This is a genomic window from Pseudomonas sp. PAMC 25886, assembly GCF_000242655.1.
Lineage (GTDB): Bacteria > Pseudomonadota > Gammaproteobacteria > Pseudomonadales > Pseudomonadaceae > Aquipseudomonas.
In genome coordinates this window covers 103,756-123,055 of the sequence record NZ_AHHC01000022.1, presented here as the reverse complement: position 1 = coordinate 123,055, position 19,300 = coordinate 103,756, and the positions used below count along the sequence as shown (strand labels likewise).

At 63.0% G+C, this 19,300-nt stretch carries 13 protein-coding genes; 4 read left to right on the top strand and 9 right to left on the bottom strand.

Translation table 11 applies throughout. The features are described 5' to 3' along the window. Positions 1–107 precede the first annotated feature (107 nt). Positions 108–689, top strand: coding sequence for a LemA family protein (locus MUM_RS0106910; protein ID WP_010168443.1), 582 nt, complete (start codon positions 108–110; stop codon positions 687–689). Continuing rightward, complete coding sequence (locus MUM_RS0106905) at positions 686–1,852, top strand: hypothetical protein (protein WP_010168441.1); 1,167 nt, start codon at positions 686–688, stop codon at positions 1,850–1,852. The genes MUM_RS0106910 and MUM_RS0106905 overlap by 4 nt, the downstream gene beginning before the upstream one ends. On the opposite strand, the gene pbpC is transcribed toward MUM_RS0106905, so the two are convergent. From pbpC to MUM_RS0106890, 3 genes are all read right to left on the bottom strand, one after another. Continuing rightward, the gene (pbpC, locus tag MUM_RS0106900) at positions 1,853–4,150 is read right to left on the bottom strand and encodes a penicillin-binding protein 1C (protein ID WP_029615790.1); all 2,298 of its coding nucleotides are present in this window, start codon (positions 4,148–4,150) and stop codon (positions 1,853–1,855) included. Then, entirely contained in the window at positions 4,131–9,974 is a 5,844-nt protein-coding gene (locus MUM_RS0106895) for an alpha-2-macroglobulin (RefSeq protein ID WP_010168437.1), read from the bottom strand. The genes pbpC and MUM_RS0106895 overlap by 20 nt, the downstream gene beginning before the upstream one ends. A gap of 79 nt (positions 9,975–10,053) precedes the next feature. Further along, entirely contained in the window at positions 10,054–10,683 is a 630-nt protein-coding gene (locus MUM_RS0106890; protein ID WP_010168435.1) for a LysE family translocator, read from the bottom strand. Between the two features lie 145 nt (positions 10,684–10,828). Between MUM_RS0106890 and MUM_RS0106885 the strand changes: the two genes are divergently transcribed. Beyond that, a complete protein-coding gene (locus MUM_RS0106885) occupies positions 10,829–11,302 on the top strand; it encodes an Lrp/AsnC family transcriptional regulator (RefSeq protein WP_029615789.1) in 474 nt (157 codons plus the stop codon). Positions 11,303–11,498: 196 nt separating this feature from the next. Here the strand turns inward: MUM_RS0106885 and MUM_RS0106880 are convergent, their stop codons facing one another. Genes MUM_RS0106880 through MUM_RS0106855 form a run of 6 tightly spaced genes read right to left on the bottom strand, consistent with a single transcriptional unit; the run spans position 11,499 to position 17,183 of the window. After that, positions 11,499–12,431 carry a phosphatidate cytidylyltransferase gene (locus MUM_RS0106880; protein ID WP_003213523.1) on the bottom strand — a complete coding sequence of 311 codons (933 nt, stop codon included), beginning with the start codon at positions 12,429–12,431 and terminating at the stop codon, positions 11,499–11,501. A gap of 1 nt (position 12,432) precedes the next feature. Next, positions 12,433–13,053 (bottom strand): lysophospholipid acyltransferase family protein, encoded by a 621-nt coding sequence (locus MUM_RS0106875; RefSeq protein ID WP_010168428.1) that lies wholly within the window; start codon positions 13,051–13,053, stop codon positions 12,433–12,435. Positions 13,054–13,062: 9 nt separating this feature from the next. After that, positions 13,063–13,506, bottom strand: a complete 444-nt coding sequence (locus tag MUM_RS0106870; protein ID WP_010168427.1) for a hypothetical protein — start codon at positions 13,504–13,506, stop codon at positions 13,063–13,065. Then, a complete protein-coding gene (locus MUM_RS0106865) occupies positions 13,496–14,794 on the bottom strand; it encodes a phosphatase PAP2/dual specificity phosphatase family protein (protein WP_010168426.1) in 1,299 nt (432 codons plus the stop codon). Before MUM_RS0106865 ends, MUM_RS0106870 begins: the two co-directional genes overlap by 11 nt. Positions 14,795–14,797: 3 nt before the next feature. After that, positions 14,798–16,552: a bifunctional alpha/beta hydrolase/class I SAM-dependent methyltransferase gene (locus MUM_RS0106860; protein WP_010168425.1), complete on the bottom strand. Its 1,755-nt coding sequence runs from the start codon at positions 16,550–16,552 to the stop codon at positions 14,798–14,800. Between the two features lie 10 nt (positions 16,553–16,562). After that, complete coding sequence (locus MUM_RS0106855) at positions 16,563–17,183, bottom strand: CDP-alcohol phosphatidyltransferase family protein (protein WP_010168424.1); 621 nt, start codon at positions 17,181–17,183, stop codon at positions 16,563–16,565. 184 nt (positions 17,184–17,367) lie between these two features. On the opposite strand from MUM_RS0106855, the gene hflK reads away from it, so the two are divergent. After that, positions 17,368–19,299: a protease modulator HflK gene (hflK, locus tag MUM_RS0106850; RefSeq protein ID WP_029615788.1), complete on the top strand. Its 1,932-nt coding sequence runs from the start codon at positions 17,368–17,370 to the stop codon at positions 19,297–19,299. Position 19,300: the final 1 nt, after the last annotated feature.

The following is a 19,300-nucleotide window of genomic DNA, read 5'->3' as shown; positions in this document are numbered from 1 at the left end:
TACCGGGCATCGGCTCTTGCCGTTTCTGTGGACTAATTCCGCGAGTATTCCCCCGCTTTACCCCTAGAATGCCCCCTGTGGATAACTAGCCAGGGAATGCCGCCACCATGAACATAGAACTGCTGATCGCCGGTATCGTCGTGCTGATTATTGTCGTCGGCCTGGTCGGTTGGCTGGTGGGGGTCTACAACGGCCTGGTGATGCGGCGCAACGATGTGGATAAAGCCTTCGCCAACATCGACGTGCTGCTCAAGCAACGGGCTGACCAGATTCCCGACCTGATGCGCGTGGTGCAAACCGCGATGAACCATGAGAACGCATTGTTCACCCGCCTCAGCGACGCCCGTACCGCGTACCTCAATGCCAGCAGCCTCACCGATAAGGTCGACGCCTCCAACCAGCTCAATACGGCGCTCAAGTCGGTGATTGCGGTGGCCGAAAATTATCCGACGCTGATCTCCGGCCCCAACATGGTCGAGTTGCAGCAGGCGATCTCGGCGGTGGAAGAGCGCATCGCCGACCGCCGCGAGTTCTTCAACGAGTCGGTCAACCTCTACAACATCGCCATCGCGATTTTCCCCGACCTGTTCTTCGCAAAAATGCTCGGCTACCAGCGCATCCCGTTGCTGGCCATCAGCGCTGAAGAAACCCGCTATGAGGGTGTGAAGCTTGAGGTACCGGGGGCATGAAAACCACTCAGGCGGGCGTTGTCGCGAAAAAGCCGGCGTGGAAAACCCTGGTGGCACTGGTCTTTCTCGCCGGCTTCATCGGCCTGATGGTTTACGCGCCGACGATCCTGGTGGCGCTGTTTTTTCCCGTCTGCATCCTGATCGGCCTGCTGGCCAGCTTTGGCCCCAACTTCTATCGCACCGAACAGCGCCTGGCCACCAGCCAGATACGCTCTTTGGCCATGGGCCTGGTGGAAGTGAACGGCAAGGTGATCGTCGACACGCCGCTGATCTCTCCGGTCAACGGCAAACCCTGCGCCGGCTACGTGTGGATCATTGAGGAAGGCACCAAAGACAAGGACGGCGATTGGAGCTGGAGCCAGGTGTCGGCCGAGGCCCGCTGCAATGACTTCCGCCTGCAGGACGCCACCGGTGAAGTGACAGTGATTGCCGAAGGCATCGACCTGTTCGGCAAGAAGCGCCCTGACGACCATGAATGGATCAGCAGCTCCCGCCGCCAGGGCGAACTGCTCCTCACCCAGGACATGCAGGTGATGCTGATTGGCGACGCCGGCGAGCGTGAGGGCAAGACGGTGATTGCCCAAGGCAGGCAGCGTGACGCGGTGTTCGGCCTGGCCGAGACCAAGGAGGTGGAAAACCGCCGGGTGCTGGCGCCGCTGTGGCGCGCCGGTGGTTTCTACGCGGTAGTGGTGGGGTTGATCGGTGTCGGCATCATGGCCATGACCCCGGAACATTTTGCCCAACTGCATTTGCCGGGCCCCGCCACCTACCAGCAGATGGCAGCGCTGAACCCGGCCTATCGTTTTCTGGCCTGGTTGTACCGTGACAACGGCTTCGTGATTCCTTTCATGGCCGCATTTGGCTTCTTGCTGTCGATGTTTGTGGTGTTGCTTGCACTGCGGCTCTTGCTGCCCAAGGGCATGCGCCTGGCGGTAGGCCGTGTGCTGGGCGCCTGGATGGGTTTGGGCATGGTGATTGGCGGCGTGGTGACCTTGTTGCTGGTGGTGGCCCAGGTGGACACCATGAAGGTGTTCCTGGTGTGGATGATGATTCTGCTGGGCACCCTGGTGTTCTCGATCTTTGAGCAACGCAAGCTCGGGGTGGCGTACAAGCATTTTACAAAAGACGCAGGCACCGCCCGTTTCGGCGACGAAGACGCCTGATCATGGCACGAACTCCACCTTCAAGCCCCGGCTGGCGCTGCGCCCCTGATCATCTGTGACCCGCAGCCGGTACTCCCCCGATTTACCCGGCCGCCAGTTCAGCGTGGTTTGTGGCGGGCCCTGGCCGATCAGGGTCTGGTTGGCAAACCAATACAGCGTCAGCGCATCACTGGCCGCGTTGGCGTTCAGCGGAATACTTTCCTGGGGCTGTGACAGGCGCAGGTGGTAGCTGACCTGGGTCAGCGGCGAACGGATCTGCGGCGCTTCGCTCTGGTCGCCGATTCGATTGGGTTGGCAGCTTTTCTGCACATTCGGTGGCGTGCGCCGTGGCAGTCCGGCGGCGCGGAACAGCCGCTGCACATCGCTGGGCCAGAATTCGAAGACTTCTTCACGGGTGTACTGCGGGTCGAACGGCGGGCACGCGGCTTTGCCGGTGCGGGTGTCGATCAGCACCGGGCGGTGCAGGTTGGACACGCGAATCGGTGATACGCCGGGGATGTACCAGGTCTTGCGGGTGCGCGGGCACCAGCGGTTGGGCAACTCGCCGGAAGCGGCGCAGACATCGATGCGGATCAGCCCGGCGGGTGGCTTGTCGGGTTTGATCACCACGTTGGGCAAGGCCAGGGGCAGGGCGTCGGCGATGCGGAAAAATAGCGGTGCGGCGGTTTTCGCGCCGATGAATTCCGGATTCGGACGGCCGTCAAAGTTACCTACCCACACAACCAGCACGTACGGGCCTACGAGGCCGGCGCTCCACGCATCGTGGAAACCCCAGGAGGTGCCGGTCTTCCAGGCCGTGCGCCAGTGGCGTCCCGGCAACCCGTCCGGGCGCGGGTTGCGCCGCAGCATGTCGCGCACCATAAACGCGGCCTGCGGGGTGAGTAGCGGGGCGCCGGTGGTTTGCGGCTGCTCCTGCAAGTAGCGCAGGGGACGCAAATGCCCGTCACCCGCCAACATCACATACAGCCGCGCCAGTTCCTCGGGCGTCATCTCGCCGCCGCCCAGGGCCAGCGCCAAGCCGTAATGGCTTTCGCCGCGCAGGCCCTTGATGCCGGCGCGTTGCAGCAATCCATAGAGTGACGGCGACCGGGTCTGACTGGCCAGCCACACCGCCGGGATATTGCGGCTGCGGATCAACGCATCGCGGGCTGTCACCGGGCCGACAAAACTGCCGTCGAAATTTTCCGGCTGGAAGTAGCCGAAGTTACTCGGCATGTCCTTGAGGATGCTCATGGGGTGGATCACCCCTTGGTCCAGCGCCAGCCCATACAGGAATGGCTTGAGGGTAGAGCCCGGCGAGCGTCGCGACAGCACGCCGTTGACCTGGCCGTGGATGCCTGTGGATAAGTAATCTGCCGAGCCCACCAGGGCTTTTACACTTTGGTCGCGGCTGTCGACCAGGATCGCCGTGGCGTTTTCCACACCGCTGCTGCGGCGCTCGGCGATAAAGCCGGTGATCAGGCGCTCCAGCAATTGTTGCAGCGGCAAGTTCAGGGTGCTGTTCAGCTCATTGCCGGTTTGCGACACCAGCAGTTGTTCGCTCAGGTGCGGCGCGAGAAACGGGATCTGCTGGCGGTTGCGGGCTTCCAGGGGCAGGTCCAGCAAACTGTCGTTACGCGGGTCCTGTGGATAAGTTTCCCGCCAGTCCGCCATCAGCCGCTGCCGGGCGGTTTGCAGCGAGGGACCGAAGCGCGCGCGGCGACCGGGCTGTTGGGGAATCACGGCCAGCGCCAGCGCTTCAGACAACGACAATTGCGCCGCCGACTTGCCAAAGTAAATCCGGCTGGCCGCCTCGGCGCCTTCGATATTGCCGCCCATGGGCGCAAGGTTGAGGTAGGCCTCCAGAATGTCGTGCTTGCTATAACGCGCCTCCAGCCACAACGCCAGGGCCATCTGCTCCAGCTTGCCGGGTACCTGGCGAGTGTTGAGATCCCACAGGCGCCTGGCCAACTGCATGCTTAAGGTCGAGCCGCCCTGACGCTGGCCACCGCTGTAGGTGGCCATGGCCGCCCGCAGCAAGGCCGGGGGATTGATCCCCGGGTGCCAGTAGAAATTGCGGTCCTCCTTGAGCAGCAGCGCTTCAACAAGTGACGGAGAAATCCGCTCCAGGGGTAGCCACAGGCGATATTGCCCGTCAGCCGCCAGGGTCATGCGCAGCAGCGAACCGTCGTCGGCCAGCACCACCCGTGAGGAGGTGGCGGCCTGTTCCAGCGGTGCATGGGGCCACAATCGCAGCCCCGCCAGGATCAACGCCGCTGCTAGCAGCGGCGTCAAGCGTTTAAGGCTTGGTAATTTCAAGCTGGCCTACTTTGCCGCGTCCTTGCAGGGTGGTTTCGTACATGCCCTCGGCGTAGGCCGGTGGCGTATTGAAGGTACCGGCGTTGGTGGCGCGCACGCGGTACACGAAGGTGCCTACATCCCGCAGGGCGGTGCCGTACAACACCACTCGGTCATCACGCACGTCGACGTAGTCCGGCTGCCAGTTGCTCAGGTCGGTCTCGCCGATCGGCGCTTGCCAGGCGTCGGCTTCCTCGGTGTCTTCGCTGGTTTCAACGTACTCCGAATCGTCACCTTCGCTTTCCTCGCTGCTGGCCGCTTCCGGCTCCGGCGGCAAGTTATACACAGGCTCGACGCCGCCCGGCAGCAGGTCGACCACGGCCACTTGCTGCACCTGATCACGGTCGGTGGCCCGCAAGCGCAGGCGCACCAGGAACTCATCACCGACCGCGACCTTGCTGACCGGGTTGCCTTTGAGGTCGAGGTATTCGTGGATGACTTCCAGGCCGTTGTTGATCGGCTTGAGGTTGGCGCCCTTGTCGTAGCCGGCTTCGCTCAGCATGTAGAACGCCGCCGGGCCATCGGATTTTTCCATCTGCAGTTTTTGCGTATCGGCAGGCACCGCTGCACGTGGCGGCTGGCCGGCCATCTGCAACAACTGTTGCTGCTTGTCGCTGAGCCACGCGGTGGCCTTGAGGGTCATGTCGCTTTGGGCGCGCTGGCCATAGTTGTCCAGGGCCCGCAGCAATAGTGCCGCCGACAGCGAGTTGTAGCGTTGCTCGTTGAGGCGCTTGCCGAGTTTATCCAGCAGGCTGGCCGGCACATCGTCGAGCAACTCGGGGAAGTGCCGGGCGAGCAAGTGCAGGTGCTCGGCGTCGTGCACCAGCGGGTCGTAATACAGGCCGTCGCTGTCCCATTTATCCGACAGGGAAAGCCATGGCACCTTGCGGAACAACGCATCGGCCTGACGATCCTGCTTGAGCAGCTTGTAGCTGGCGGCCAGGTACGCAGCGCCAATGTCGTTCTGCCAGGTGTCTTTGAAGTAGCTTTCGTAGCGCTCGCGGATATCGCTCAAGGCGCCGCTCACCAGAATCCCCTGACGGCTCAACAGGTAACTGGCGTAGGCGCGGTTGCGCAATTCCGACAGGCCTTCGCTTGGGCCGTTGGCCAGGTCGGTGAGGTACGCGTTGGAACGTTGCAGCAAGTCTTCCGGCACCGGCAACCCGCGTTCCCGGGCTTCGATCAGGAAGTCAGTGGCGTACAGGCTGGCGTACGGCGCCACGTCCGGGTTGGCCGCCCACAAACCGAAGCCACCGGCCTGGTTCTGCCGCTGACGCAGCATGCGCACCGCGCCGCTGAAGGCCTGCTCGGCCTCCGGTGCATTACCGCCCCAGATCAACGCCGGCATCGCCTTGGACACCAATTGCTCGGTGCACGCGTAGCCGTAGTCATCCAGGTAATGCTTGAGGCCATTGGCCCAGACCAGCGGAGAAGCGGCGACGCCCAATTGCACATCGCGCAACTGGCCGAACAACTCGCGGGTCGGCTTCACTTCTTTGCTGGCGCTGTCGAAACGGCCCAGGCTCAGGGCCACCCGATGCTCGCTCAATGGTCGGATCGACGTGGTTTCCGCCACCTGGATCCGCTTGCCATCCGGCAGCACCGCGACGAAGCGCAAGTCTGCCGAGCCGAGGGTTTCACCGACCTTGATCTTGAACTCGGCGACGCCTTCCTTGCGCGGTTGCAGCGCCAGGGTGCTGGCCTTGTCGCCCTGCACCTGCAAGCCATCGCTGGTCTGCACTTCAAACTTCACGTCGGCTGCGGCTTCCAGGTTGCTGAACACCCCGGCGCTGACGCTGAACACATCCCCCGGTGCGACAAAGGCCGGCACGTTCGGGGTGATCACCAGCGGCCCGCGCACTTCGGTGTTGGCCTCGCTGACGCCTACGCTGTCGCTGTCCACGGCCACCGCAAACAGGTGCAGCTTGCCGTTGAAGCTGTCCGGAACCTGGTAATGCAATACGGTTTCACCGGCCGGCAAGTCCACCAGGCCAGACCACCAGGCCACTGGCGGCTGATGTTTACGCTTGAACGGGTTGAGGTGGTTGGCCAGGGCGCCTTCGGTATCGCCACCGGGCGCTGCCCCACTGAGCAGGCGGCTGAATTCCGGCAGGATCAGGTCAAGGATCTGACTGGTACCCACCTCCAGCGCACGCTTCTGGAAGAAGAAGCCCAGCGGGTCCGGCGTCTGGTAGCGCGCCACTTGCAGGATGCCTTCGTCCACCGCGTAGACCACTGCGCGGCCAGGGCGGTCGGCGTTGACCTTGATGTCCAGGGTCTGCCCCGGCTCGATCTTCGCCGGGCCTTCGACTTTCAGCGCCATGCGCCGCGCGTCCAGGTTGATGCTGAACGGCACCACGCCGTAGGACAGCGGGCTCATGTAGACCTCGGACGAGCCGATGTCCCGCACGAACTGCACGTTGACGTAGGCATTGCCCTCAAGCCCCGCAGGAACGCGGATGTGTTGCACGCTGTTGGTGCTGTCGGCCTTGAACCACTGCTGGGTGTAGACCTTGTCCCGCTCGATGGTGATCAACCCGGCACCGGTATACGGCGCGCGAATGCTGATGGCGATTTCATCACCGGTGGCGTAGCTGCGTTTATCCAGGCGCAGTTGCAGTTCGGCGTTGCGTTCCAGGGAGCGTGAGGTGTTGCCCTTGCCAGCGACGCTGTAGTCGATCTGGTTCAGCAGGTTGCCGTTGGCATCCTTGAGTTGCAGGGTGAAATCCCCCGGGGCGCCGGTGTTCAGGGTTTGCTTGGCGCCGTCCTTGGTCATCACCAGCGGCGAGGCCGGCTGGCTGATGTTCTTGATCCGCGACTCGTATTTGTAGGTGCCGTTGGACTGCTTCACCAGCACCGAGACGTAACGGTGTTCGACCACTTCACTGGTCAGGCCGTCGACTGCGACCGGCGTGAGGTCTGGCGCGACGGCCAGCCATTGCACCTCACGCGGGGCGTCCTTGGCGACGAACGACAGCGAATCCTTGCTCTTCACACCCACCAGGTACGGCGCCGCCGAGACCAGCAACGCGCTTTGTGCGGCGACGTTGCGACCGCCTTCGGCTTCGTACACCTGGGTCATCACTTGCAGGCGGTAGGTGCTGTTGGCAAAGCGTTGCAGGTTCAGGTCGAGAACGGCCTGGCCATTGTCGTCGACGGTGGTTTCGGCCAGGTCTTCGGAACTGGATTCTTCCAGCGAGTCATTCAGGCGGAAGCGGTAACCCGGGTAGCGATCAAAGGCCGCGAGCGTCGGGCTCAGGGACATTTTTGCCGTGACGCGACGGCCCGCCGCCGGCGCGCCGAACAAGTGCATCGCGGTGACTTTGGCCACCACCTGGTCCGGCGGGATCCAGCCCTGCACCGGCGTGTCGTGCAGGCTCAGGCTGACCTTCATGCGGTCCGGTTCAAAGTCGCGGACCTTGAAGCTGACGCTGCCCAGGTCAGTGCGTCGCTGCTTCTCGCCGATCAGTTGCAGGGTCGCGGTGTAGTCGCCGGAAGGCGCCACTTCGCTGCTCGGGAAATCAAAGGTTTCAAAGCCGCTGGCGGAGAGCTTCAGTGGTTGGCGAATCACCTCCAACCCACGAGGGTCGGTGATTTGCAGCTCCACCGGCAGGCCTTGCAGCGCGCCTTTCCAGTCGCCGCTGCGCACGATCATGCCCAGGTGCGCGGTTTCGCCAGGTCGGTACAGGCCACGGTCGGTAAACAGGTAGGCGCTGAGACGATTGATCGCACCGTCTTCTTCCAGGCCGCCGACATCAAAGCGCGACAAATCCAGCTGCTGGGACTGACGGGCAATCGGCAGGAAGGATTGGTCATTGCCGCGACTGACCACATACATCAGCGGAGTTTTCTCGCGGCGCAGTTCGTCCAGCTTGGCAAAGTGCGCATGGCCTTCGGCGTCGGTATGGCCGCTGGCGACCGGCAAACCGTTGCGGCCGATGATATCGACCTGGGCGTCGGACACCGGCGAGCCGTTGCCGATGGACTGTACATAAACGTCGTGGCTGCCATCGCTGGAGCGCTTGGCGATGATGCCCAAGTCGGTGACCACGATGAAACGCAGGTCGCTGGTGGTGTTGCGCGAGTACTCGAAGGTGCGATCAGCCGGGTCGTCCTGCGGGCTGAGCTTGAGCACGAAAATGCCCCGGCGACCGCCGTTGGCCGTCAGGTAGTTGCTCAGGTCGACGTTGTCGTAGACAGTTTTGGACGGGTCGCCAGCCGACAACGGAATATCCAGGCTCTGACGCTCCACCATCCGGTCGAAGTAGTCATTGGCAAAATTCGGTCGGGCAAAGCTGCCGCTGCTCTGGTCCACCAGGTGTTGCAACTGGTTGGGCAGCAGACGGGCGATTTCCACATGAGCGCCGGGCACGCCACGGGCCATGAAGCCCAGGCGTTTTTCGCCGGTGAGGCTGAGCAGGGCGCCGTCGGACAGGAACTGCAACGTGCGCGGATAAGCCGGCATGCTCACGAGGGAGGCTGTCGGGTTTTTCGCCAGGTAGCCGCCGATGGCTTCCAGGTTGGCCGGTACCCGCACATACAGGGCGCGGCCAGGCGGGGCCTTGAATTTGAAGGCGTGCAGGGTATTCAGCGGTTCGACGCTCGGCACGTGGGTCAGCTTGACCTTGGTGCTGCTCGCCAGCAGCTTGTCGTCGATATCTTGCAGGTTCCAGGGCCGGGTATCGTCCTCGGCTTTTTCCGGCAGCATCCAGGCCTGCACCTTGTTGGCGATGGTCTCGTCGGCCACGGCGCTGGAACTGCTGAACATCAGCACCGGCTCGGGCTCGCCGCGCTCGTTGTCGACAAAGCTGACTTCGGCGCCGGTAAAGGTCAGGCGATAGCGGCCGGGCACGGTGACTTCGGCCACCAATGGCGCAGGGCTGGCATTGCCGCCGTCGCGGGCCTTGAGGCCTTCATCGAGCTTGGCGCTGACCGGGGTGCTTTCCAGCGGCGTGGCCAGGGCCGCCGAGCGTACAAAGGCGTTGAGCTTGTGTTCGTCGAAGGTGATTTCCGGGCGGTTGGGCAGTTGTGCGTCGCGGTAGGCCAAACCTTTACCCAGGGTGACCGAGGCGCGCTTGCGTACGCTGTCTTCGTCTACCGGGTGGGAAAAGTGGAAGGTTGCGACCAGCTGTTTCTGCGTCGGGTTGCTCGGGTCCTGGTACAGCTCGTTTTGCGTCAAGGTGGCGCGGAACGGCTGGGTGGAGAATTGGCTGCTGTATTGGCTGAGCAGAACGCCGTCGGCCAACAGGTTCTTCTTGGCCAGGTCGATGGTGTAGTGGGCGTCGACGGGCCAGTCTTTTTCCGGGGTGAACACCAGGCTGCGGTCATCTGCCCAGCGCCAGGCGCCGGCGATGGCAGGCTTGAGGGTGATGCCTTCGGTGACCGGCTTGCCAATGGCCGCCAGCGGTGCCACGGATTCGGCGAAGCGTACCTGCAAGTTATCCACAACCGGCTGCGGCTGGGTGTAATCCGTCAGGTTGGGCTTGTGCAGCGAATAGCCCACGGTGTGGGGTTGCGGCAGGTGGGAATACCAGTGCCAGCCATAAAAGCCTGCGGCCACCAACAACACCAGGGCCAGGACTCCGCCGGCCGCCTGGCGCGGATAAGCCCGGGCCTTGTGGCCGACGTTGACCAGGCCGTTCCCCGTGGCTTGCAGCCAGCGCGGCGGCTGCCACTGGCCGAACAGGCTGCGCGCCAGCCATCGGACGGCGTTGAACAGAACACTCACCACTGAGATCAAGGCCCCGAAAAAACGGCGGCTGGTCGCTTTTAACGAATCAAACATGGTGAGCATCCCTGGCAATGTGTCGCGTATCTTACACGTCTCTTTGATACAAAAGATGACGGCAAATACGCCGTACCGCTCAGGCTTGCTGTACGAAAGTGAGGCGTATCGCAAAACCGATCAAAAGGCTGCCAAACAACCATTGTTGCAGGCGCTGGGCCGACGGGCTGCGTTCCAGCCAACGGCCAATTTTTGCACCGGCAAGGCCATAGCAACTGTCGAATGCCAGGCCGACGGCCACCAGAATCGCGCCCAACGTTGCGAACTGCGCCGTCACCGATGGGCCGTGTGGGTCGATGAATTGCGGCAGCAATACGGAGCAGAACAGCAGCGCCTTGGGGTTGAGCAGGTTGGTCAGCAGGCCGCGCTGGAAGGCTCCGCGCCAGGCGTGGGCCGGTGCGGTGCCGTCCTCGGTGTTCAGGTTGGGCAGCAGGTTGGCGCGCAGGCACTGCACGCCGATCCACAGCAGATACGCCGCACCGCCCAGGCGCACTACGTCGAAGGTCCAGGGCGCGACCTTGAACAGCGTCGCCAGGCCCATCCCTGCCAATGCCACATGGCAAGCCCGGGCGACGCCCAAACCGGCTGCGGTTGCCAGTGCCATCGCCTTGCCTTGGCGTGCGCCGGTTTGCAGCAACAAAATCATGTCCGGGCCGGGCAACAGGTACACCACCGCCAGCGCGACTAAAAACAACCAGAGTTCTGCCATGTGCCTGCCCCTTGCGTTACGTGATTCGTAGGGCAATTTTAGGGGCGAAGGCCGGGGCAGGTGCTTGCGTAGTCAGCCGGAAAAGCGTCTAGTCTTGGCACAATCTGCCACTTATGTCGGGCGAAACACTTCACTTATGCCAAATCTGAAACTGGATGCGTTTGACCGCAAGATTCTTGAAGCCCTGCAACGGGATGGCCGCCTGAGCAATGTGCAACTGGCGGATGAGATAGGCCTGTCGGCTTCACCCTGCTTGCGGCGCGTGCGCCTTCTGGAAGAAGCGGGCGTGATTCGTGGTTACCAGGCGAGTCTTGACCGGGATGAAGTCGGGTTGGGGCTGACGGTGTTTGTCGGGGTGAAAGTGGAGCGGCATAACGACGAACAGGCGGAGGCGTTTCGGTTGGCGGTGACGGCGCTGCCCCAGGTGATTTCGGCGTTTCTGGTGTCGGGGGAATCTGACTTTCTGCTGCAGGTGGTGGTGCCGGACCTGCGCGGGTATGAGCGATTCCTGACCGGGAGTTTGTTGAAGCTGCCGGGGGTGAGTGATATCCGTAGCAATTTTGCGATTCAGACGGTGAAGACGCCGGGGGCGTTGCCGTTGGGGCATCTTCCCAATTAATGATCGAATTGCGTTGGTGAGGAGCACTTTGTGGTGAGGGGGCTTGTCCCCCGTTGGGCTGCGAAGCGGCCCCAATAAGGTCACCGCGCTTTTTCAGACGGAACCGCATCACCAGTTTTGGGGCTGCTGCGCAGCCCAACGGGGGACAAGCCCCCTCGCCACAGGGGGTGCGGGTACTTGGGGTGAGGGGTGGGGCTCAGGTCCACCAGTAGCGCACGAGATGAAAGAAGATCGGCGCCGCAAAACACACGGAATCCAGCCGGTCCAGCATCCCGCCGTGCCCTTCGATCATGTGCCCCCAATCCTTCACGCCCCGGTCGCGCTTGATCGCTGACATCACGATCCCGCCGGCAAACCCCAGCAGGTTGATCAACAGCGCTATCAGGAACGACTGCCAGGGATTGAACGGTGTGGTCCACCACAGCGCCGCACCGATCAGCGATGACAGCAAAATCCCGCCGACAAAGCCTTCCACGGTCTTCGACGGCGACAGGTTGGGCGCGATTTTGTGTTTGCCGAACAGCTTGCCGCACACGTACTGCAGCACGTCCGACAGCTGCACCACGATCACCAGGTAGGCGATCAGCAGCAGGTTGCGGCCTTCATAGCCGACGATGTCCAGGGTCAGCAGCGCCGGCACGAAGGACACGCAGAACACCGCGATCATCAACCCCCATTGCACCTTCGATGCCCGTTCCAGGAAGTGCGTGCTGTCGCCGCCCAAGGACGCAAGGATCGGCAGCAGCAGGAACACGTACACCGGGATGAAGATCGAGAACAGCCCGTACCAGTCGAAGTAGATCAGCAGGTATTGCAGCGGCAACGCCAGGTAAAACGCCGCTACCAGTGCCGGGTAGTCGCTGCGCCGGGTCGGCGTAAGGGTGAGGAATTCCCGCAGCGCATAGAACGACACGGCGTAGAACAGCAGGATCACCGCGCCGGTGCCGAGCCAGAAGGCGATGCCGATCACCACCACCATCACCCACCAGGCATTGATGCGGGCGTTGAGGTTGTCGATGACCGCATTGGGCGTGCCACGGGTGCGCAGTTTGAGGATCAGGCCGATCAGTGAGGCGAGCACCAGGATCGCGCCGATCCCGCCGAACAACATCAGGGTTTGGCTATCCATGTCAGGAATGCTCCGGGGCGAGGGCGAGCAAGGCGTCGCGGGCGCGGGCGAGGAAGAGTGCCTTGTCTTCACCGTCCTCCAGTTGCAGCGGTGCGCCGAAGCTGGTGGTGCACAGCAATGGCAGCGGCAGCACGCGGCCCTTGGGCATAACCCGGTTGAGGTTGGCGATCCACACCGGAATCAATTCGGCGTGTGGATAACTTTTGGCCAAGTGGTACAGGCCGCTTTTGAAGGGCAGCAGGCCGTCTTCCAGGTTGCGGGTGCCCTCGGGGAAGATGATCAGCGAGTCGCCGTTTTCCAGGGCCTGGAGCATCGATTGCAGGGGGTTATCCACAGGGTCCTTGCGCTCGCGGTCGATCAGCACGCCGTTGAACACCCGGTTGATGATGTAGCGGCGCAGGGCGCTTGTGTTCCAGTAGTCGCTGCCGGCCACCGGGCGTGTGAATTTACGCAGGTTCTGTGGCAGCGATGCCCACAGCAGCACGAAATCACCGTGGCTGCTGTGGTTGGCGTAATAGATGCGTTGCACCGGCACGGGCGCACAGCCAAGCCACAGGCTGCGGGCGCCGGTGACGGTGCGGGCCATGGAGGTAATCAGGGTGGCGACCACGGGTTCGAACATGAGGATTCCTTATCCGGCGAAGGGCAGCCAGGGGCTGGCCAGGATGACGGCCACGGTCAGCAGCACTTGCGCCGCCAGCAGGTAGGCTTGCTTGCGCAACAGTTTCAGGGCGCCGCGACGGCGTTCGGTCCACGGCCGGCCCGCGCGTTTGGCGGATTGCAGGCCAAGGGTTTGCATGGCCTGGTCGAAGTCGGGTGTACGGTCGGTGTCGCGGGCGAGCACGGCGAACAGGTCGGCGTCGAAGGCCACCCGCAACGCCCAATATTTTTGCAGCAGCCCGAGCACAATCATCCACAGGCTGAGGATCAGGCAGATTGGCGTAATGCTCGCCATCAGCAGTTGCGCGAGGCCGAACAGCACACCGAGCAAGGTCAGGCCTGTGGATAACTGGTCCAGGGAGCGGCCCCGGCGCAGCAGGCTGGCGACGACCTGTAATTCCATGTCAGCGGGCATGGGTTAAACCCTCCAGAGCTTCACGGTGAGCGGGATGCAGGACCACACGCGGGCGTGCTGTACGAATAATAGCCACCGCCTCGTCGACATTGGCTGCGCGCCCGGTGTGGAGCAGCCATGCGGCCACGGCGGTGGCGCTGCGCGAGTAACCGAGGGCGCAGCACACCAGCAGCGGCCCCGCTGAGCGTAGCCGTTCAATGGCCTGGGCAGCTTCCAGGCATTGCGCCGCAGTAGGTGCCGTGAGATCCAGAACAGGCAGGCTGTAATAGACGCGGTCCTGTGGATCAATCGGCAATTCAGCGCACAGATCGACCACCGCTTTGAATGAGTCCAGCTCCCTGGCTGTGGGAATTCGCCCCAGCCAGACGTTATCCACAACCTGATCGGGCTGTGGATGTTTACGTGTCCACAGCCGGGAATTGATCCAGGCTGCTGCCAGATAAGGCGCCAACAACCAGCGTGCTGCCGGAGCAAGTCGCCCGTCGGCACGCTTCTGAAAGCCCGAAACGCCCAGCACCAGATAATTCGCCTTCATCAATCCAAGGGAAACCGCCGGCCAAAGCAGCCACAACCAACCGCCACCGAGGCTGAACGCCAGGATCAAACACACCAAAGAACCGAAGCCATAGCGCAACCCCAGCCGCCAACGCTGCCGGTCCCGGGTCAGGTGGGCATTCAGCAACGGGCTCGGATGTTCCAGCGGCCACAGCCACACGCACAGCCAGCCGGCAAGGGCGCCTGTGGGTAAGTCGATAAAGTGATGTTGATAAGTGGTCAGCACCGAAAGGCCGATCAATGCGAACCAGCCGTGCACCAACCAGCGCCACAGGCCCCGGCTATGCCGCTGGTACATTATCCACAGCACCACCAGCAGGGCGATGTGCAACGACGGCGCCTGATTGAACGGCTTGTCGAACCCGGCGAGTACCGCAAACAGCCAGCCGAACACGCCGTCCAGCTCCGGCCGTTCGAAGGTGAAGCGCAATGGCCAGATCAGGAAGCAGGTGACAGCAATCACCTGGGCCGTCAGCAGGCGCAGGGCATGCTGTTTCAGCTCATGGCGCGTACTGGGCAGCAGCAGGGAAAAACCGTAGAGCAGGTCGATCGACCAGTAGGGCACGATGGTCCAGGCCCAGAACGGAATATGGGTTTCCCAGCCGAACACCAGGGTGCCCACGTCGCTGCGCTGGCTGGTGACCCACGTGGCAAAGCCGTAGGTGCTGAAAAACAGCGGCGCCAACAGCAGCAGCCACAGCACCGCCGGTTTTAACAGGCCCGGTTCACGCATGGGTCAGACCCGCTGTGCCAGGGACACGCTGAAAATTCCCCATTCATCCACGCGTTGGGTGATCTTGCGGAAACCGGCAGCTTCCACCAGTTGATCCATTTCCGCCTGGCTGCGCCTGCGCATCACCCAGGCCTGGCCCTGACGGTGGCTGGTGAGGGCGCGGGCGATCAGTTCCAGTTGCGGGTGCCACGGTTGGCCGGTGTACACCAGATAACCACCGGGCTCGACAGCTTCAGCCAAACCGGCGAGCGAGCCACCGACCATCGCGTTATCCGCGAACAGTTCATACAGCCCGGACACCACCGCCAGCGTCGGCTTGGGCTCAAGCGCCGCGAGGTCTTCCCGGTCAAACGCATCGCCTTTGACGAACCGGGCGATGTCTCCCAGGCCTTTCTCGCGGATCAGCGCGCCCCCGTCGCGCACGTTGATATCGCTGTAGTCCCGCAACAGGATCGATTTCGGCAGCGGCGAAACGCCCTGCAAGGCTTCCAGAATGTACCGGCCATGCCCGGCGGCGATATCGACGATACGCACCTCGCGAGCCTCCTCCCGCAGCTTGCTCATCGCCAGGCGCAGCAGCTCTTCCACGTTCAACTTGCGTTGGCGAATACCGCGCCAGCCGATGGAGTTGAGGTAGTTGGTGTCGATCATCCGCCCCAGCCCGCCTTTGCCGGTGGGCGTGTTGCGGTACACATAGTCCAGGGTGCTACCGGAGTCGAAGCCGGTGTCGAAACCGAGCTTCACGCCATCCGACAGCTTGCTGCCCAGGCCCATGCTGGCACGGGTCATACGCCAGTACAGGTCGCGCAGCGAGTTGCGGGGCAACGGTGCGGCCAGGGATTCGGATTCGGCGCAGGTCAGGCCAATTTTGTCGGCATCCAGCAAGTTGGCACGGTCCAGCGGGTGCTCGAAGTTCTGCTGGATAAAGCGCCGGGCGCTGCTCAAGGCCACGGCGCGGTCACGTTCACCGAGGGTGTCGTGGAAGAAGCCGGGCAGGATGTGCAGCTCTTTCTTCAGGCTGCCGAGGCGGTCGAAAAACTGCTGCTGGGGTTTGCGGTGCACCACAAAGTCCGAGCCGGAGATCAACAGCTGGGTGGGCACCTGAATCGCCTGGGCATCGGCTACAACCCGGTCCGCCGCTTCGTACAGGCCCAGCAGCACATTCACCGAGATGGCTTTGGTGATCAGCGGATCAGTGTCGTAGGACGCCACGCGCTCCGGGTCATGGCTCAGGAACTTGGCCTTGACGTAGCTGTTGACGAAAAAGTTGCCGCGAAACCTGCGCATCAACCCCAGGCCCGGTCGGGCGAAGGGCACGTAGAGCTTGACCTTGAACGCGGGGGAGGCGAGCACCAGTGAACGAATCTTCGGCGCGTAGTCGTGCACCCAGGTCGCCGCGATCACCGCGCCGACGCTCTGGGCGATCACCGCGAGGTTTTCTTCCTCGATGTTGTAGGTGGCGCCGATATGGTCAACGAAGGTCTGCACATCCCGGGCGCTGGTGGCGAAGCTGGGGCTGTCGCCGCGTTCGCCGGGGGATTGGCCGTGGCCACGGGCGTCCCAGGCGAAGAAGTCGAATTCGGGCAGGTTGAGTTCGTCCACCAGGTGGGCGATACGCCCGGAGTGCTCGTGGCCGCGATGGAACAGCACAATCGCCTTGCGCGGCGCAAAGCCCGCCGGTGCGGTGGCGGGCCAGTGACGGTAAAAAAGCGCCACCCCGTCATGGGTGCTGAAGGTGTGCTCTTGCTGTTCGCGCATCGCAAAATCCTTATGCAGAAGGGGAGGTTTGTTCTTCTTTGAGGCCTTGGCGCACGCGGTTGGCCAGGGTGTAGGCCAGCAAGGCCGCGACCAGCCACATCACCGCATCGACCCAACCGGCACCGAGCCAGCCCAGCGCCACACCGGTGGCCAGCACGCCGAGCACAAACGCCCGGTCACTCTTGCCCATGGGCCCGTCGTAGCGCCGCGAAGCCCCGACCATCGGCCCGAGCACGCCGGCGTACTCGCTGAACACCGCCAGCAGCGTCACCAGCAGCACCGGCGCCAGGCTGACCTCGGGGATCAGCGCAAACGGCAGGATCAGCGCGCTGTCGGCGATCACGTCACACAGTTCATTGAGGTAGGCGCCGAGTCGCGACTGCTGGCCGAATTCCCGGGCGAGCATGCCGTCGATGGCGTTGAGGGCCATGCGCAGGATCATCCACAGCGGGATCAGCGCAAACAGCCACACATGTTGCGCAAAGCCGGCGATCAGCAATCCCACCAGCAGGGAAACCACCCCGGCGAGCACGGTGATCTGGTTGGCGGTGGTGCCGTTGTCGTAGAGGCGCTGCACCAGCGGGCGCAGCAGGTTCTGAAAACGCGGTTTAAGCTGATAGATCGAAATCATGGGGAGTGACGCTTCCTTGTCCGTAAGCCCGCGAAAAACTGTGGGGAGTGTGCCGATTTATCACGGCTGAAACCAGTGATGGCTCCTGTTTCTGGGGGGTTCGTCACTATCCCTGTGAAACCAAACAAAAATTTCACGCGCCGGGTTATAGAGTAACTAATTGTTTCTGGGTGGGCGTTTGGGGATGCGAGTGGATCTAGACGCTGATGACGTGGCTATCGAAGGGCTGCCGCGTTTTCAGCAAGGGTTGTTTCATGCCCGCCGGTTAAGGCAGGCCGGCATTGGCCTGACGGTGCTGGCGGTCGGCGGCTGGATGCTGGCCCTGTTTGTGGCGCTGTTCGCTCCGCTGTCGATCTGGCCGGTAGTGTTGATCAACTGTGCCTCGGCGTTGCTGGTGCTGGTGGCCGGTTTGCAATCGGCGTGGTGGGTCGCCGATTGGCGGGCCATGGCGCTGGAAGAACCAGCGGCACTGTTGATCGAACAGCCGCTGCCACAGGAAGAACCTGGCTGGCTTAACCGCTTGTTCGGCCGTGTCGGTAGCGGCTTGCTGACGCAGATCGGCGCGCCGGTGTTTTGGCTGTGCGGCTGGTCGTTGCTGGCGCTGTTCAGCGTCCTGGAGTTCTGGAACCTGACATTGCCCGCCGCAGCGGTGGGCCAGGCTGCCAGCGTGGGCGCGGCTATCGCTCTGGCGCTGGCGTTCGGCTTGCTGGTGTTTGAACGGCGCATGGCCCAGGAAAGCACCGCCCAATGGCCGGAAGCAGCGCAACTGGCGCAACTGAGCCGGGTGGCGATTATCTGCCTGGTGATCAGTGCGATTTGTCTGTTGTTTGCCGGTGAAGAGTCCGTGTGGCCGTTACGCCTGGCGGTGTTGATCGGCTTGTTGCCGGCCCTGGTGGCGCTGGAGTTTCTGTTACGCGGCCTGCTGTCGCTGTTCAGCCCGCGCCAGGAGCGCCTTGAGCCACGGCTGATGGCGCAGAGTTTTATTGCCGGGATGCTGCGCTGGCCGCCACAACCGTTGCTCGCTTTGCAGCACGAACTGCACAACCGTTTCGGCATCGACCTGCGGCAAATCTGGGCCTTTACCTACATGCGCCGGGCATTCCTGCCGGTGCTGGTGGTGGTGCTGGCCGTAGGCTGGTTGCTGACCGGTGTGCATGAAGTCGCCCTGCAAAGCCGTGGGATTTATGAACGCTTTGGCAAGCCGGTCGAGGTCTTTGGGCCCGGCCTGCATGCCGGTTTGCCGTGGCCGCTGGGCCGCGTGCTGAACGTGGAAAACGGCGTGGTCCATGAACTGGCCACCAGCGTTGGCGAAGCGGCGGCCACCGACGTCGCGCCCGCTGAAGGCCCGGCGCCGTTGATCGCCAACCGCCTGTGGGACGCGAGCCACGTGAATGATAAATCCCAGGTGATCGCCAGCAGCAGCGGCGATAAGCAGAGCTTCCAGATCGTCAATATGGATGTGCGCTTCGTGTACCGCATCGGCCTGACCGACCAGGCCGCGCTCGCGGCCACCTATAACAGCGCCGATGTACCCACGCTGATTCGCAGCACCGCCAGCCGTATCCTCGTCCACGAGTTTGCCTCGCGAACCCTCGACGAATTACTCGGCGAACAACGCAACAGCCTCGCCGATGAAATTGGCCAGGCAGTGCAGGCGGACCTGAAGAAACTCGACAGCGGCGTAGAAATTCTCGCCACCGTGGTGGAAGCCATTCATCCGCCGTCCGGTGCGGCCAACGCCTACCATGCGGTGCAGGCCGCACAGATCGGCGCCCAGGCGCTGATCTCCCGGGAGCGCGGCGCTGCCAGCGAGCAGACCAACCAGGCGTTGCTGCAGGCCAGTACCGCCCGTGACCTGGCCCAAGCCACGGCCCATGAGGTCGGTGCTGGCGCCAAGGCCGCAGACCTGCGCTTCAGCGCCGAACAAAAGGCCTATCAACAAGCTGGCCAGGCCTTTGTGCTGGAGCAGTACCTGAGCCAACTGAGCCAGGGCCTGGCCCACGCCAAATTACTCATTCTTGATCATCGCCTGGGCGCCAGTGGCGCACCGACCATCGATCTGCGTTCCTTTACCTTACCGGCCGACCCTGCGGTGCCGCGTAAAGCCGTTCAATAAG